This is a genomic window from Nocardioides sp. Z40_12, assembly GCF_058215795.1.
Window position 1 is genome coordinate 196,766 of the sequence record NZ_JBZAJA010000002.1, and the last position, 15,849, is coordinate 212,614.

Annotated in this window: 13 protein-coding genes; 10 read left to right on the forward strand and 3 right to left on the reverse strand. The window is 72.4% G+C overall.

Annotation, left to right across the window (positions count from 1 at the left end; genetic code table 11):
• The first annotated feature begins 176 nt into the window (after positions 1-176).
• From AC4BG9_RS04100 to ilvC, 3 genes are all read left to right on the forward strand, one after another.
• Complete coding sequence (locus tag AC4BG9_RS04100; protein ID WP_490569804.1) at positions 177-1,931, forward strand: acetolactate synthase large subunit; 1,755 nt, start codon at positions 177-179, stop codon at positions 1,929-1,931.
• Complete coding sequence (gene ilvN, locus AC4BG9_RS04105) at positions 1,928-2,470, forward strand: acetolactate synthase small subunit (RefSeq protein ID WP_490569805.1); 543 nt, start codon at positions 1,928-1,930, stop codon at positions 2,468-2,470. Before AC4BG9_RS04100 ends, ilvN begins: the two co-directional genes overlap by 4 nt.
• 64 nt (positions 2,471-2,534) lie before the next feature.
• Positions 2,535-3,560 (forward strand): ketol-acid reductoisomerase, encoded by a 1,026-nt coding sequence (ilvC, locus tag AC4BG9_RS04110; RefSeq protein ID WP_490569806.1) that lies wholly within the window; start codon positions 2,535-2,537, stop codon positions 3,558-3,560.
• Between the two features lie 99 nt (positions 3,561-3,659).
• Here ilvC and AC4BG9_RS04115 read toward each other — a convergent pair whose 3' ends face one another.
• Both AC4BG9_RS04115 and AC4BG9_RS04120 read right to left on the reverse strand, forming a co-directional pair.
• Positions 3,660-4,502 (reverse strand): ABC-2 transporter permease, encoded by an 843-nt coding sequence (locus AC4BG9_RS04115; protein ID WP_490569807.1) that lies wholly within the window; start codon positions 4,500-4,502, stop codon positions 3,660-3,662.
• Positions 4,499-5,419, reverse strand: a complete 921-nt coding sequence (locus AC4BG9_RS04120) for an ABC transporter ATP-binding protein (RefSeq protein WP_490569808.1) — start codon at positions 5,417-5,419, stop codon at positions 4,499-4,501. Before AC4BG9_RS04120 ends, AC4BG9_RS04115 begins: the two co-directional genes overlap by 4 nt.
• Positions 5,420-5,700: 281 nt before the next feature.
• On the opposite strand from AC4BG9_RS04120, the gene serA reads away from it, so the two are divergent.
• Positions 5,701-7,290: a phosphoglycerate dehydrogenase gene (gene serA, locus AC4BG9_RS04125; protein WP_490569809.1), complete on the forward strand. Its 1,590-nt coding sequence runs from the start codon at positions 5,701-5,703 to the stop codon at positions 7,288-7,290.
• Between the two features lie 69 nt (positions 7,291-7,359).
• Positions 7,360-8,973 (forward strand): hypothetical protein, encoded by a 1,614-nt coding sequence (locus AC4BG9_RS04130; protein ID WP_490569810.1) that lies wholly within the window; start codon positions 7,360-7,362, stop codon positions 8,971-8,973.
• Positions 8,974-9,001: 28 nt separating this feature from the next.
• On the opposite strand, the gene AC4BG9_RS04135 is transcribed toward AC4BG9_RS04130, so the two are convergent.
• Positions 9,002-9,568 (reverse strand): O-methyltransferase, encoded by a 567-nt coding sequence (locus tag AC4BG9_RS04135; RefSeq protein WP_490569811.1) that lies wholly within the window; start codon positions 9,566-9,568, stop codon positions 9,002-9,004.
• Between the two features lie 375 nt (positions 9,569-9,943).
• Here AC4BG9_RS04135 and AC4BG9_RS04140 point away from each other — a divergent pair, with 375 nt between their 5' ends.
• The 5 genes from AC4BG9_RS04140 to cimA all read left to right on the forward strand — a co-directional run bounded on the left by AC4BG9_RS04140 (position 9,944) and on the right by cimA (position 15,817).
• Positions 9,944-10,072, forward strand: a complete 129-nt coding sequence (locus AC4BG9_RS04140) for a hypothetical protein (protein WP_490569812.1) — start codon at positions 9,944-9,946, stop codon at positions 10,070-10,072.
• Positions 10,073-10,081: 9 nt separating this feature from the next.
• Positions 10,082-11,140, forward strand: coding sequence for a 3-isopropylmalate dehydrogenase (locus AC4BG9_RS04145; protein WP_490569813.1), 1,059 nt, complete (start codon positions 10,082-10,084; stop codon positions 11,138-11,140).
• A gap of 97 nt (positions 11,141-11,237) precedes the next feature.
• Positions 11,238-12,311 (forward strand): branched-chain amino acid aminotransferase, encoded by a 1,074-nt coding sequence (locus tag AC4BG9_RS04150; protein WP_490569814.1) that lies wholly within the window; start codon positions 11,238-11,240, stop codon positions 12,309-12,311.
• Positions 12,312-12,369: 58 nt separating this feature from the next.
• On the forward strand, positions 12,370-14,079 hold the full coding sequence (locus tag AC4BG9_RS04155; RefSeq protein WP_490569815.1) for a serine/threonine-protein kinase: 1,710 nt from the start codon (positions 12,370-12,372) through the stop codon (positions 14,077-14,079).
• A gap of 142 nt (positions 14,080-14,221) precedes the next feature.
• Positions 14,222-15,817 carry a citramalate synthase gene (cimA, locus tag AC4BG9_RS04160; protein WP_490569816.1) on the forward strand — a complete coding sequence of 532 codons (1,596 nt, stop codon included), beginning with the start codon at positions 14,222-14,224 and terminating at the stop codon, positions 15,815-15,817.
• Positions 15,818-15,849: the final 32 nt, after the last annotated feature.

The following is a 15,849-nucleotide window of genomic DNA, read 5'->3' on the forward strand; positions in this document are numbered from 1 at the left end:
GGGGACCGGCGACGGGGACGGTGGTGCCATGCGCACCGAGAAGCTTCTTGTACGCACGCGACGCGTGGACTGAGTCAGACCCCTCAGCACACGCGTCACCCCTCGTCGCCGACAATCGGCCGAGGGGTTTTTTGTTTTGGTCGGACCGACAGCGTCTCGAAGTGAGGAAGAGATCGATGAGTGAGCAGGACGGCAGGATCACCGGGGCCCAGAGCCTGGTGCGTTCGCTGGAGAACGCGGGGGTCACCGACATCTTCGGGATCCCGGGTGGCGCCATCCTCCCCGCCTACGACCCGCTGATGGACTCCACGCGGATCAGGCACATCCTGGTGCGCCACGAGCAGGGCGCGGGACACGCCGCCCAGGGATACGCCGCCGCCACCGGCCGGGTCGGGGTCTGCATGGCCACCTCCGGGCCGGGTGCCACCAACCTGGTGACCCCGATCGCCGACGCCCACATGGACTCGGTGCCGATGGTCGCCGTCACCGGTCAGGTGGGGGCGTCGATGATCGGCACCGACGCCTTCCAGGAGGCCGACATCCGCGGCATCACGATGCCGATCACCAAGCACAACTTCCTGGTCACCGACCCCGCCGACATCCCGCGGACCGTGGCCGAGGCGTTCCACATCGCCTCCACCGGCCGCCCCGGTCCCGTCCTGGTCGACGTGGCCAAGTCGGCCCTGCAGTCGATGACCGACTTCGTCTGGCCCACCGAGCTGCACCTGCCCGGCTACCGGCCAATCACCCGCCCGCACAGCAAGCAGATCCGCGAGGCGGCCCGGCTGGTCCTCGAGGCCCGCCGCCCGGTGCTCTACGTCGGCGGCGGCGTGATCCGCTCCGGCGCCCACCGTGAGCTGCGCCGGCTGGCGGAGTTCACCGGCATCCCCGTGGTCACCACCCTGATGGCCCGCGGTGCCTTCCCCGACAGCCACCCCCAGCACCTCGGGATGCCGGGCATGCACGGGACGGTCGCCGCGGTGGCAGGCCTGCAGCGCTCGGACCTGATCATCAGCCTCGGGGCGCGCTTCGACGACCGGGTGACCGGCAACCTCGACTCCTTCGCGCCCAACGCCCTGGTGGTGCACGCCGACATCGACCCGGCCGAGATCGGCAAGAACCGCCACGCCGACGTGCCGATCGTGGGCGACGCCAAGGAGGTCCTGATCGACCTGCTCGCCCTCCTCGAGACCGAGGCGGAGCAGGGGAGGACCGGCGACTACGAGCAGTGGGTCGACTTCGTGGCGGGGGTGAAGAAGCGCTACCCGCTCGGCTACGAGAAGCCGCACGACGGGAGCCTCTCCCCGCAGTACGTCATCGAGCGGCTCGGGTCCATCGCCGGGCCGGAGGCGATCTACACCTCCGGCGTCGGCCAGCACCAGATGTGGGCCGCCCACTTCGTCTCCTACGAGAACCCCAACACCTGGATCAACTCCGGCGGGCTGGGCACCATGGGCTTCTCGGTGCCTGCCGCGATGGGCGCCAAGGTGGGGATGCCCGACTCGACGGTCTGGGCCATCGACGGCGACGGCTGCTTCCAGATGACCAACCAGGAGCTCGCCACCTGCGCGATCAACGACATCCCGATCAAGGTGGCGGTGATCAACAACGAGTCGCTCGGCATGGTGCGCCAGTGGCAGACGCTCTTCTACAACGAGCGCTACTCCAACACCGACCTGCACTCCAAGCGGATCCCCGACTTCGTCAAGCTGGCCGAGGCCTACGGCTGCGTCGGCCTGGCCTGCGAGAGCGAGGCCGACGTCGACGCGACCATCGAGAAGGCCATGGCGATCGACGACCGGCCCGTGGTGGTGGACTTCCGGGTGCACCGCGACGCCATGGTGTGGCCGATGGTGGCCGCCGGCACCAGCAACGACGACATCAAGTACGCGCGCGACATGGCGCCCCAGTTCGACGAGGATGACCTGTGAGCACCCACACCCTGTCCGTCCTGGTTGAGGACAAGCCCGGCGTCCTGGCCCGGGTCGCCAGCCTCTTCAGCCGCCGGGGCTTCAACATCGAGAGCCTCGCCGTGGGGCCCACCGAGCACCCCGAGATCTCCCGGATGACCATCGTGGTCAACGTGGACGGCCTGCCGCTGGAGCAGGTGACCAAGCAGCTCAACAAGCTCGTCGAGGTCATCAAGATCGTCGAGCTCGAGGGCCGGGCCGCGGTCCGGCGCGAGCTGCTGCTGGTCAAGGTGCGCGCCGACGCCGAGACCCGGGGCCAGGTGCTCGACGCCGTCCAGCTCTTCAAGGCCAAGGTCGTCGACGTCGCCCCCGACGCGGTGACCATCGAGGTCACCGGCAACTCCGAGAAGCTCGCCGACTTCCTCCGGATCATCGAGCCGTTCGGGATCCGCGAGCTGGTGCAGTCCGGTCTGGTCGCCATCGGGCGCGGCTCGCGCTCGATCACCGAGCGGACCGGACGCCCGGTCACCGTCCCGGTCGCCGCCAGAGACGCCGGCTGACCCACGCCGACCGCACACCCCCACCCCTGTTCCCACGAATCACACCCCTTTAAGGAGAGCCCCAGTGGCTGAGATGTTCTACGACGACGATGCCGACCTGACCCTGATCCAGGGCAAGAGCGTCGCGGTGATCGGCTACGGCAGCCAGGGCCACGCCCACGCGCTCAACCTGCGCGACTCGGGCGTCGACGTCCGCGTCGGCCTGCTCGAGGGCTCGCGCAGCCGCGCCAAGGCCGAGGACGAGGGCCTGCGGGTGCTGACCCCCGCCGAGGCCGTGGAGGAGGCCGACGTGATCGTCGTCCTCACCCCCGACCAGGTCCAGCGCCACGTCTACAAGGACGCGATCGAGCCGAACCTGGCCCCCGGCGACACCCTGGTCTTCGGCCACGGCTTCAACATCCGCTACGGCTACATCACGCCGCCCGAGGGCGTCGACGTGATCCTGGTCGCCCCCAAGGCGCCCGGCCACACGGTGCGGCGCGAGTACGTCGCCGGCCGCGGCATCCCGGACATCATCGCGGTCGAGCAGGACGCCTCGGGCTCCGCCTGGGAGCTGGCCAAGTCCTACGCCAAGGCCATCGGCGGCACCCGCGCCGGCGTCATCAAGACCACCTTCACCGAGGAGACCGAGACCGACCTGTTCGGTGAGCAGGCCGTGCTCTGCGGCGGTGTCTCCCACCTGGTCCAGGCCGGGTTCGAGACCCTGACCGAGGCCGGCTACCAGCCGGAGATCGCCTACTTCGAGGTGCTGCACGAGCTCAAGCTGATCGTCGACCTGATGTGGGAGGGCGGCATCGCCAAGCAGCGCTGGTCGGTCTCCGACACCGCCGAGTACGGCGACTACGTCTCCGGCCCGCGCGTGGTCACCGCTGCGGTCAAGGAGTCGATGAAGGAGATCCTGGCCGACATCCAGGACGGCACCTTCGCCAAGCGGTTCATCGAGGACCAGGACAACGGCGGCAGCGAGTTCGCGACCCTCCGCGAGAAGGGTGCCTCCCACCCGATCGAGGCCACCGGCAAGCAGCTGCGCTCCCACTTCGCGTGGAAGCAGGAGGACAGCGACTACACGGAGGGCTCGGCCGCTCGCTGATCGCGCCGCAGGCTTCAGCACGGGCTCAGGGCCCGACCCGCCGGCACACCGGCGGGTCGGGCCCTGCTGCTGCCCGGGTGACCCCGGGCTCACGCCGAGCTACTTGACCTCGGCCCGGTGCACCCGCCACAGCCCGAAGGTCAGCGGGATCGCCAGCCACAGCACGGCGGCGGTGCCGAGCTGGGCCCACTGCTCGCCGGTCGGTGCCCCGTCGTAGAGCGCCATGCTCGCGTAGTAGAGGTCGACCCAGGGCTGCACGTCGGCGAACCACTCCTGGACCGTGCCGAGTGCGAAGAGCACGTTGGGGAGCGCAAGGGACCACACGAAGTACCCCACCAGGGCCGCCGCGGAGCTGCGGAGCACCACCCCGAGGGTGAACCCCATGAACAGGCCGATCACGTTGGCCAGGATGATCTGGAGCAGCTCGGTGACGCCCACGTCCCAGGTGGTCGGGGCCCCCGAGATCGCGGTGCCGACGACGTTGCCGATCGCCCCGACGCCGAGCGCCACCAGCATGGAGGCCACGCCCACGCCGACGGCCACGACGGCCTTGGCGAGCAGCACCCGGCCTCTGCGGGGGACCAGGGTGAACGTCGTCAGCGCGCTGCGCTGCGACCACTCCCCGGTCACCGCGAGGATCGCCATCACCGGCAGCATCACCGTCATCGGCATGCCGATGGCCGAGCCGTAGCTCTCGAAGGTCTGCGCCTCCTCCGGTGCGAAGAGGATCACCGCCCCGGTGGCCACCAGTGCCAGCAGGCCGGTGGCGGAGAGCAGCCAGAACCCGGAGCGGGTGTCGAACATCTTGGTCAGCTCCACCCAGAGGATCCTGGACATCGGGATCGAGGGGTGGGGCGAGCCGATCGCCGCGGTGGCGGCGGTGGCTCCGGCCCCGGGGCCCGCCTGGAGCGGGTGGGTCGAGTGGTCGGTCAGGGCGCTCATGCTGCTGCTCCTGTGGTGGGGGCGACGACCTGGTCGCGTTGGGTCTGGGCGGTGAGCTGGAGGAACATCTCCTCCAGCCCGTGGCTGTCGGCGGTGCGCAGCTCCAGCAGGGGGACCCCGGCGGCCAGTGCGACCTCGCCGACGGCCTCCGCGCTCGCCTCGGTGTGCACGCTGCCGTCCGGGTGGGCCGTGGCAGGCTGCCCGGCGCCGGTGAGGGCGGCGAGCAGCGCGGCTCCGTCCCGCGCCCGCACCACGGTGCCGGCGGACTCCAGCAGCTCGGCCTTGGTGCCCTGGGCCACGATCCGCCCGTTCCCGATGACCACCAGGTCGTCGGCGACGACCTCGATCTCGTGGAGCAGGTGGGAGGAGAGGAGCACGGTGCCGCCGTCGTCGGCGTAGTCGCGCAGCAGGTCGCGCATCCAGCGGATGCCGGCCGGGTCCAGCCCGTTGGCCGGCTCGTCGAGGATCAGCACGCCGGGGGAGCCGATCAGGGCCAGGCCGATGCCCAGCCGCTGGCGCATGCCGAGCGAGTAGTGACGCACGCGGCGCTCGGCCTCGGTGGGGGTCAGTCCCACCACCTCGAGCATCTCCTCCACCCGGGTCCGGGGAAGTCCCATGGTCCGCTGCGCGATGGCGAGGATCTCGCGACCGGTCCGCCCGGCGTGCTGCGCCGAGGCGTCGAGCAGCACGCCCACCTCGCGGCCGGGGTTGGGCAGGTCGACGAAGCGGCGGCCGTTGACCAGGGCGGTTCCGCGGGTGGGCGGTGTGAGCCCGGTCATCATCCGCATCGCGGTGGACTTGCCGGCTCCGTTGGGCCCGAGGAAGCCGGTGACGCGCCCGGGGGCGGCCCTGAAGGTGACGTCGTCGACGGCCAGGTGGGGGCCGTACCTCTTGGTGAGGGAATCGAGGGTGATCATGGCTCCCAGCCTCCGGCCGGCGCCGCCCCGGGCGCATCGGTGAGACCCCTGAGAGGCCCCGGGGGCGCCCCCGACGAGGACACCACCCGGGCGCTTGCTGCGGATCGGGGAGGACGTCGGTGACGACCACGAGGGAACGAGATCCGCGGACACCGGCCGGGCGGCGCGGTCGGGTCCCGGACGCCGGGACCGGGGCGAGGGCTGGGCTAGGCTGCCGGAGGCACAGCGTCGTGCACCCGCGGCCCCGAGTCGCCCCCGAATCCTCCCCGCAAGGACCCGCTGTGACCCACCGCCCTGTCGTCCTGATCGCCGAGCCGCTCAGTCCGGCCACCGTCGCCGAGCTCGGGCAGGACTTCGAGATCCGCACCTGCGACGGCGCGGACCGGGAGCGGCTGCTGGCCGAGGTCAGGGTGGCCGAGGCGCTGCTGGTCCGGTCGGAGACGCGCGTCGACGCCGAGCTGCTGGGGCTCGCTCCCCGGCTCAGGGTGGTGGCGCGCGCCGGTGTCGGCCTCGACAACATCGACGTGCGCGCGGCCACCCAGCACGGCGTGATGGTGGTCAACGCGCCGTCGTCCAACCTGGTCAGCGCGGCGGAGCTCACGGTCGGCCTGATGCTGGCCGCGGCGCGGCACCTGAGCCCGGCCCACGCGGCGTTGCGTCGTGGCGAGTGGCAGCGCGGCCGGTTCACCGGCACCGAGCTGTTCGAGAAGACGCTCGGCATCGTGGGCCTGGGTCGCGTCGGGGTGCTGGTCGCGCAGCGGCTGAGCGCCTTCGGGATGCGCGTCATCGCCTACGACCCCTACGTGCAGGCCGGCCGGGCCGCCCAGATGGGCGTGCGGCTCGTCGACCTGGAGACCCTGCTGGCCGAGTCCGACTTCATGTCGGTGCACCTGCCCAGGACGCCGGAGACCACGGGGCTGATCGGGGCGGCCGAGCTGGCCCAGGTGAAGCCGACGCTGGTGCTGGTCAACGCGGCTCGTGGCGGCATCGTCGACGAGGCGGCGCTGCACGACGCGCTCAAGACCGGCCGGGTCGCCTCCGCCGGTCTCGACGTCTTCGCCGAGGAGCCGTGCCCGGACTCCCCGCTGCTGGCACTGGACAACGTGGTCGCCACCCCGCACCTGGGCGCCGCCACGGCCGAGGCCCAGGAGAAGGCCGGGATCTCGGTCGCCCGGTCGGTGCGGCTCGCCCTGGCCGGTGAGCTGGTCCCCGACGCGGTCAACGTCCAGGGCGGGGTGATCGCCGAGGACGTACGGCCCGGCATTCCCCTGGCCGAGAAGCTGGGACGGGTCTTCACCGCCCTGGCCGGAGAGGTGGCCCAGGCCATCGACGTGGAGGTGCGCGGCGAGATCACCGAGTTCGACGTCCGGGTGCTCGAGCTGGCCGCACTCAAGGGCGCCTTCTCCGACATCGTCGAGGAGCAGGTCTCCTACGTGAACGCGCCGCTGCTGGCCGCGGAGCGGGGCACCGCCGTGCGCCTGGTGGCGGAGCCCGAGAGCCCCGACCACCGGAGCCTGATCACCGTGCGGGGGACCCTCTCCGACGGCTCGCAGGTCTCCGTGGCCGGCACCCTGGTAGGGCTCGCGCAGCGGGAGCGCCTGGTCGAGGTCAACGGCTTCCAGGTCGATCTCGAGCCCACCGAGCACCTCGCGTTCTTCGTCTACGAGGACCGGCCGGGGATGGTCGGGACGGTCGGCGGGATCCTCGGGGATGCCCGAGTCAACATCGCCGGCATGCAGGTGGCCCGGGAGGACAAGGGTGGCCGTGCACTGGTGGCGCTCTCGGTGGACTCCGCCATCCCGGCCGACGTGCTCAGCGAGATCAAGGCCGCGATCGACGCCCACGCCGTGCACGCCGTGGACCTGGCCTGAGGGCGGCGCCTGCGGTTAGGGTGCCGGGCACGAGCCTCTGGGGGGACAATGATGCTGCTCCGTCGTGCCATGACCACCGTGCCCGTCGTCCTGCTGCTGGTGGCGGGGGGAGGAGCCGCCGTCGCCACCGGCGACCCGCTGCCCGGCACGATCGCGCCGGACGAGCTGCGGGCGGCGGACGGGGCGCGGACCTCTGCGCGGGCCGACGGGTGGAGCGACGGCGTGGTGCGTCGCCACGTGGTGCTCGACGACGTGGAGTCGACCTCGACCAACCCCCAGCACCAGCTCACGGGGGTCGAGGTGACCGTCGACCTGGAGGCACAGGTCCTCACGACGACCGCGTCGTTCGCCCAGCCGCCCGCCGACGCGGAGGCGGCCCTGGGCGTGGTGCTGGGCACCTGGAGCGGCACCTCGTGCGTGGCGGCGTTCACCGCGGTCGCGGCGACGGTCGCGGCCGAGGCCCAGGGGCGGTGGGCCGTCGGGACTGCCGTGCCGGTGACCCGGACGGCCGGCGGAGCGTCGGTGACCCTCACGAGCGGGGCCGATCCCCGCCTGCGGGAGACCGAGCTCGACTGTGCCTACGCCGCCGTCCTGCCCCCCTCCGGCGGCGACTGGCTGAGCAGGGCGTACGCCGAGGAGCTCGCCGAGACGCACCGGCCCGTGCTCGAGGTCGAGCCCGGCGAGCTGATGGTGGGTGCCCGGGCCGGACGGTGGGCGTCGTTGCGCGTCACCGTGCGCAACACCGGCAGGGGGGACGCCGGGCCCGTGCGGCTCACCGCCACCGGCGCCGGGGTGCAGCTGCGCCAGGCAGAGGTCGACCTGGGCGCGCTCGCCGGCAACTCGACGGAGTACGCCGAGCTGAAGGTCCGTCTCGCACCGCCGAAGAAGAAGGCGACGAAGGGCAAGAAGGGCAAGGGCAAGTCGGGCAAGCCCGTCCCGGACCCGCGCCCCCGGCCCGTCACGCTGACCGCCACCGCGGCCGGCGCCGAGCCGGCCACCGCCCGGACCCAGGTGGCGATCACGCCGAAGCCGACCGTGCCCAAGAAGCTGGCGGGCAGCTACTGGTGGGGCTGGGAGGAGACGACCACCTTGGACTCGGCCGGATGGGTCAGTCACGCGGTCTGGTTCGTGGACTCGAAGTGGGCCTACACCGGCTGGTCCGAGGGCCGGAAGCCGAGGTGCTCGGCCAAGGTCAAGGAGTGCCAGCGCTACACCTGGAACAGGCGCAAGGGCACGGTGCGGATCGGGAAGAAGAAGGCGAAGGTGACCTCCGAGGGCTTCACCTACGCCCACCCCGGGGTCGGGGAGAAGATCGACTTCCACCCCCTGACGCTCGCCGCCAAGGGATCGAAGATCCAGACGGACCTCATCCACCAGAACTGGGCCGGCAACTGCCTGCTGATGTGCAACAGCTGGACCGAGCACCTCTCGCTCGCCACGGACGGCCGGTTCGTGCGCAGCGAGGTCACGATCGGGAGCTGGCCGGGGCTGGGCAGCGTGTGGAGCATCCTGCCGCCCGACCAGCGCGGCACCTACCGGGTCGTCTCGAAGGGCATCGTGGAGCTGACCTTCGACGACGGCACCCGGAAGCGGCACGTCCTGGGGATCCAGCACGACCCCAGCGGAAAGCCGAACCCGGTCGTGGCCGGGCTGCTGCTCGACGACGTGAACTACTACCACTGAGGCGTCGCCCGGGCGCGCCGCTCTTCGGTCAGCGGCGGGTGGCGATCAGCGCCGAGGCGTCGGGCGCGATCATCACCTCGACGGCGGTGAAGCGCTCGTCGGTGAGCCACTCCTCGCGCAACGTGTCGACCCGGCCCAGGTAGATCGGCGGCCAGGACTCGCACGGGGTGAAGTCGTCCAGCACGACCAGGCCCCCGGGCTCGACCAGGTCGGCGACGGCGTCCACCCGCACGCTGTCGGGGTCGCCGGAGTCGAGGAAGAGCAGCGAGAAGGGCCCCTTGCTGCTCAGGGTCGACCAGTCGGCCTGGAAGACCTCCACGGAGGGGTCGTCGGTGAAGATCGTGGCGGCCGCGGCGGCCAGCGAAGGGTTCAGCTCCGCGGTCAGGATGCGTGCATCGGTGCGCACGCCCGAGCGCAGCCAGGCGGTGCCCACGCCGCACCCAGTGCCGAACTCGGCCATCACCCCGCCGCGCGTGGCGGCGAGGGTGGCGAGCAGGCGTCCGGTCTCGTTGCGGCAGAACGAGACGTATCCCGCCTTGCGGGAGACGTCGAAGGCACGCGCGACGATCTCGGGGAGTTCGGGGGGAGCACTCATGGCTCGAGTCTCTCATCCTGGGAAAGCCGTCTCGCACTTTGGACGATTGTCGCCGCCTGCTTCCGGGCCGCGGGTGGCGCGTCGTATCCTCGCACCACCATGCGGAGCGTCTTCGTACTCATCGACTGCCGCGGCGAGGCCTGACAGAGGGCCACCTCGCCGCGGTGTTCGGCGTTGACGTGGCCCTCGACCAGCAGCCCCACCTGTGTCGCGGCGCTCCGCCTCTCCGGCCGACGTGATCCGCTCCCGGCGATGCCGACGGCCCCTCCTCCCACGTGATCCGTGGTCGAGCTCGGGACCCGTCCGCCGCGGCCCAGGGGTGCTGCCCCCTCAGCACAGAGACCCCTGACCGTCCCGATCACCGAGGAGCACGCCATGTACGACATGTACCCGTCCGACTGGGGCCCGGCCCGTCACGACCCCGACAGCCCACAGAGTCACCAGGCCCTGCAGACCGCGCTTGACCTGCGAGACGACGGCGGCCAGCGGCCGGACGACAACTAACCTCACGCCATGACCCAGACCCCTTCAGACACACCGGTCACCCTCGCCGTCATCCCCGGCGACGGCATCGGTCCGGAGGTCACCGCCGAGGCGCTCAAGGTGCTCGACGCGGTCGCCCCAGGCATGTTCTCCACCACCCGCTACGACCTCGGCGCGGAGCGTTACCTCGCGACCGGCGAGGTGCTCCCCGACTCGGTCCTGGCCGAGATCCGCGACCAGGACGCGATCCTGCTGGGGGCGGTCGGCGGCAAGCCCAACGACCCCGGCCTGCCGCCCGGGCTGCTGGAGCGCGGCCTGCTGCTGCGGCTGCGCTTCGAGCTCGACCACTACGTCAACCTGCGCCCGTCCCGGATCTTCCCGGGCGTCTCCTCGCCCCTGGCCGCGCCCGGCGAGGTCGACTTCGTGGTCGTGCGCGAGGGCACCGAGGGGCCCTACACGGGCAACGGCGGCGCGCTGCGCGTGGGCACCCCCGCCGAGGTGGCCACCGAGGTCAGCGTCAACACCGCCTTCGGCGTGGAGCGGGTGCTGCGCGACGCGTTCGCGCGCGCGCAGAAGCGGCCCCGCCGCAAGATCACCCTGGTCCACAAGACCAACGTCCTGGTCCACGCGGGCTCGGTCTGGTGGCGCCTCTTCGAGGAGGTGGGCGCGGAGTTCCCCGACGTGACCCGCGACTACATGCACATCGACGCGGCGACCATCTTCATGACCACCGACCCGTCGCGCTTCGACGTGATCGTCACCGACAACCTCTTCGGCGACATCATCACCGACCTCGCCGCCGCCATCACCGGGGGCATCGGCCTCGCGGCCTCCGGCAACGTGAACCCCGACCGGACCGCGCCCTCGATGTTCGAGCCCGTCCACGGCTCCGCCCCCGACATCGCCGGCCAGCAGAAGGCCGACCCGACCGCGGCCATCCTGTCCGCGGCCCTCCTCCTGGATCACCTCGGTCGCTCCGACGCCGCGGCGCGGGTGGAGCAGGCCGTGCTGGAGGATCTCGCGGGCCGGTCCGGCGGGCAGGTACGCCGCACGTCGGAGGTCGGCGACGCCATCGCCGCCCGACTCTGACGTGGCCTTCGCGCACCCCGCCCCGGGAACCCCGGGGCGCCACCGCACGGACCCCTCGCTCGGCCGGGGGGCCGGCCCGAGCAGTTAGCCTGACGCCATGGAGATCAGCACCACACTGTCGACCAACCCCGTCGAGGACCAGCGCCTCGCGGAGGTGCTCGCCGACCCCGGCTTCGGCCAGCACTTCACCGACCACATGCTCACGGTCGAGTGGACCCCCCAGCGGGGCTGGCACGACGCGCGGATCACGCCCTACGGTCCACTGTCCCTCGACCCCGCCACCGCGGTCCTGCACTACGCGCAGGAGACCTTCGAGGGGATGAAGGCCTACCGCCACGACGACGGCAGCATCTGGACCTTCCGGCCCGAGGAGAACGCGAAGCGGATGCTGCGCTCCTCCCAGCGGCTGGCCCTGCCCGAGCTGCCGCCCGAGGAGTTCGTGCAGGCCGTCGACGCCCTGGTCGCCACCGACCAGCGTTGGGTGCCGGACAGCGGGGGCGAGAAGAGCCTCTACCTGCGGCCCTTCATGTTCGGCTCCGAGAAGTTCCTCGGGGTCCGTCCCTCCCAGCACGTCACCTTCATGGTGATCGCCAGCCCGGCGGGCTCGTACTTCCCGGGCGGGGTGAAGCCGGTCAGCCTCTGGCTCACCGAGGAGTACACCCGCGCGGCCAAGGGGGGCATGGGTGCGGCCAAGACCGGCGGCAACTACGCCTCGTCGCTGGTCGCCCAGCAGGAGGCCAGCCGCCACGGCTGCGACCAGGTGGTCTTCCTCGACGCCGAGGAGCACCGCTACGTCGAGGAGCTCGGCGGGATGAACATGTACTTCGTCCACGCCGACGGCCGCATCGTCACCCCGGAGACCGGGACCATCCTCGAGGGGATCACCCGCGCCTCGGTGATCGAGCTCGCCGGCAAGCTGGGCCACCAGGTGGAGGAGCGGAGGTTCGCGATCGACGAGTGGCGCGAGGGGGTGGCCTCGGGCGACATCGTCGAGGTCTTCGCCTGCGGCACGGCCGCCGTGATCACGCCGGTCGGTGAGCTGCGCTCGGCGCAGGGCACCGTGCCGGCGCCGCGGAGCACCGAGCTGACGATGCGGATCCGCCAGGCGCTCGTCGACATCCAGTGCGGGCGGGCCGAGGACACCTTCGGCTGGATGCACCGGGTCTGCTGACCCGCGACCGGGGCGGCTCCTCCCGAGATCCCGCCCCGGGTCTGGGTACCCTCGACGGGTGACCGCCTCCCGACACGAGCCCCTGGGCCCGCGTGTCGGGGGCTACCAGCTCTTCACCCGGCTGGGGGAGGGCGGCATGGGCGTCGTCCACCTGGCCGCCCGGCCCGGCGGACCGCGGGTGGCGTTGAAGGTGCTGCGGCCCGACGTGGTCGGCGACGACGAGGCGCGCGCCCGGCTGGAGCGGGAGGTGAGCACGCTCTCCCGGATCCGCAGCCCCCGGGTGGCCGAGATCCTGGACGCCGACCCGTGGGGCGAGGTGCCCTACGTGGTCACCCGCTACGTGCCCGGCCTCTCGCTCCAGGAGCACGTGCGCCAGGAGGGTCCTGTCTGGGGCGAGGACCTGGTCCACCTGGCCCGAACGCTGGCCGAGGCGCTGGAGGCGGTGCACCGGGTCGGTGTCCTGCACCGCGACGTCAAGCCGTCCAACGTGCTGATGGAGGGGCGCAACCCCGTCCTGATCGACTTCGGACTGGCCCGCCTCGCCGACGACCCCCGGCTGACCCGGGTGGGCTGGCTGCTCGGCACGCCCGGCTACCTGGCGCCGGAGATCCTCCTCGGGCGCGACGCCGTCCCGGCCTCCGACGTGCACTCCTGGGGTGCGACCGTGGCCTATGCCGCGACCGGCCGTCGCCCGTTCGGCTCCGGCCCGGACGTCGCCGTGATGGACCGGGTGCGCCGCGGTGAGCACGACCTGCGCGGGCTCTCCGGGCCGGTGCGCGAGGTGGTGCTCGCGGCGCTCGACCCGGAGCCGGCCGCCCGGCCCACCGTGCGCGAGCTGCGGGAGTGGCTGCGCCGCGGTGAGGCCCCGAGGCCGGCACCCGCCCGCCGGTTCCCCCCGCGGGACCAGCAGGACCCACCCACCGTGCCCCTCCCGCTGCCCGGCTCAACCCGGCGGCTGCCGCCCGAGCACGGCCGCTGGGAGGAGCACGGCAGCCGGCAGCCGGACGCCCACGCCTGGGACCAGCACGACCGGGACGCCCACGCCTGGGACCAGCACGACCGGGACGCCCACGCCTGGGACCCGCGCGACCGGGACGAGCAGGGCTCGGACCCCCGGGACGGGGACGAAGGGGCCTGGGACGCCTGGACCTGGGACGAGGAGGACCCCGCCGCGGCCGCGGAACGGCGCCGGCCGCTCCCGGAGCGCCTGCGCGGGGCGGTGCTGCTGCTCGGTCTCGCAGCGTCCGGGGCCGGCGCGCTGGCCTGGGCGCCCTACCTGGCCACCCCCGTGCTGGTGGGCGTGGTCTGGTTGCTGCGCACCGGCTCGCGGGCCGGATCGGCGGCCCGCGACCGGCGGCTGAGCCGCGGCAGCCGGTGGTACGACGGAGTGCTCACCACGCTGGCCAGCCCCTACCACCTCCTCGCCTCGTTGCCGGGGAGCCTGGTGCTCGCCGGATGGGCGCTGGGGATCGCGCTGGCGGTGGCCCTGCTCTGCTTCGCCGTCGCGGCGGGGGAGACGACCTCGCTGCTCCTGGTGGGTGCGGGCTTCGTGGTGGGCCTGTGGTGGGGGCCCGGCAGTGGTCGGGTCCGCCGACCGGTGCGTCGGGTGGTGCGCCCGCTCGCCGCCCGTCCGGTGGCCTGGCTGGTCGCCGCGGCGGTGGTGCTGGCCGTGGCCTCGGGCTTCGTCTCCCTCGCCCAGGCGGGGACGCGATGGGACCCGGCCTCGGACGCCCCCTGGCGGGCGATCCCGTTCTCCGGACTGCTGTGACGCACGCGAGTGCTGCGTGGCACCATGTCGCCATGCACGAGCAGGGGATCATTCACTAGCGCGTCGGGAGATCTCGACGCGCCACCTTCCGCACCTGCGGGAGGTTTTTTTGTTCCCTCACCCCGACCCGAGAGATGCCGAGATGGACCTGCAGGGCTCGTTCCACGTCTACGACACCACGCTGCGCGACGGCGCCCAGCAGGAGGGGCTCAACCTCTCGGTCGCCGACAAGCTGAGCATCGCCCGCCAGCTCGACGACCTGGGCGTCGGCTTCATCGAGGGCGGCTGGCCGGGCGCCAACCCCAAGGACACCGAGTTCTTCCGCCGGGCGGCGGCCGAGCTGGACCTGCGCCACGCCAGGCTCACCGCCTTCGGCTCGACGCGCCGGGCGGGCGTGGCGGCCGCCGACGACCCGCAGGTCGCCGCCCTGCGCGAGTCCGGTGCCTCGGTCGTCACCCTGGTCGCCAAGTCGCACGACCGGCACGTCGAGCTGGCGCTGCGCACCACCCTGGCGGAGAACCTCGCGATGGTCCGCGACACCGTCGCCCACCTGCGCGCCGAGGGCCGCACCGTCTTCCTCGACGCCGAGCACTTCTTCGACGGCTACCGCGCCGACCGCGCCTACGCGCTGGAGGTGCTGCGCACCGCCTTCGAGGCGGGCGCCGAGGTGGCCGCGCTGTGCGACACCAACGGCGGGATGCTGCCGCAGTGGGTCGCCGACGTGGTCCACGACGTGCTCGAGACGACGGGGGGCCGGGTCGGCATCCACTGCCACAACGACACCGGCTGCGCGGTGGCCAACACGCTCGCCGCGGTCGAGGCCGGCGCGACGCACGTCCAGGGGACGCTCAACGGCTACGGCGAGCGGACGGGCAACGCCGACCTGATCTCGGTGGTCGCCAACCTCGAGCTCAAGCTGGACCGCCGGGTGCTCCCCGCGGGCCTGCTGCGCGAGGCGACCCGGATCGCCCACGCGGTGGCCGAGGTGACCAACTTCCCGCCCGCCAGCCGACAGCCCTACGTCGGCACGTCGGCCTTCGCCCACAAGGCAGGTCTCCACGCCTCGGCGATCAAGGTCGACCCCGACCTCTACCAGCACCTCGACCCGCTGGCGGTCGGCAACGACATGCGCCTGCTGGTCTCCGACATGGCCGGCCGCGCCTCGATCCAGCTCAAGAGCCGCGAGCTGGGCTTCGACCTCGGCGACTCCGAGGGGGACCGCGCGGTGATCGCCCGGGTCACCGACCGGGTCAAGGAGATGGAGGGCCGGGGCTACACCTTCGAGGCGGCCGACGCCTCCTTCGAGCTGCTGCTGGTCGAGGAGGTGGAGGGCCGGCGGCCCTCCTACTTCGACGTCGAGTCGTGGCGGGTGATCACCGAGACGGCCTCCGCGGGCGAGGAGGCGGTCTCCGAGGCCACGGTCAAGCTGGTCTCCTCCGGGGTGCGCTACGTCGTGGCCGGGGAGGGCAACGGCCCGGTCAACGCCCTCGACGCCGCCCTGCGGCAGGCGATCTCCCAGGCCTACCCGGAGGTCGCGAAGTTCGAGCTCATCGACTACAAGGTGCGCATCCTCGACGCCGGCCACGGCACCGACGCGGTGACCCGGGTGCTGATCGAGACCTCGGACGGAGCCTCCTCGTGGGTGACCGTCGGGGTGGGCCACAACGTCGTCGAGGCCTCCTGGGAGGCGCTGGTCGACGGGCTCACCTACGGCCTGCGCCGCCACCACGTGGCGTGAGCCGGGCAAGGCGCGCAAAGCTGACAGGGTTG

Excerpts from the sequence above, each read along its gene's own strand:
- AC4BG9_RS04100 (WP_490569804.1), top strand. The coding sequence starts at position 177 with ATGAGTGAGCAGGACGGCAGGATCACCGGGGCCCAGAGCCTGGTGCGT.
- AC4BG9_RS04115 (WP_490569807.1), bottom strand. The coding sequence starts at position 4,502 with ATGAGCGCCCTGACCGACCACTCGACCCACCCGCTCCAGGCGGGCCCC.
- AC4BG9_RS04120 (WP_490569808.1), bottom strand. The coding sequence starts at position 5,419 with ATGATCACCCTCGATTCCCTCACCAAGAGGTACGGCCCCCACCTGGCC.
- AC4BG9_RS04130 (WP_490569810.1), top strand. The coding sequence starts at position 7,360 with ATGACCACCGTGCCCGTCGTCCTGCTGCTGGTGGCGGGGGGAGGAGCC.
- AC4BG9_RS04135 (WP_490569811.1), bottom strand. The coding sequence starts at position 9,568 with ATGAGTGCTCCCCCCGAACTCCCCGAGATCGTCGCGCGTGCCTTCGAC.
- AC4BG9_RS04140 (WP_490569812.1), top strand. The coding sequence starts at position 9,944 with ATGTACGACATGTACCCGTCCGACTGGGGCCCGGCCCGTCACGACCCC.
- AC4BG9_RS04145 (WP_490569813.1), top strand. The coding sequence starts at position 10,082 with ATGACCCAGACCCCTTCAGACACACCGGTCACCCTCGCCGTCATCCCC.
- AC4BG9_RS04150 (WP_490569814.1), top strand. The coding sequence starts at position 11,238 with ATGGAGATCAGCACCACACTGTCGACCAACCCCGTCGAGGACCAGCGC.
- cimA (WP_490569816.1), top strand. The coding sequence starts at position 14,222 with ATGGACCTGCAGGGCTCGTTCCACGTCTACGACACCACGCTGCGCGAC.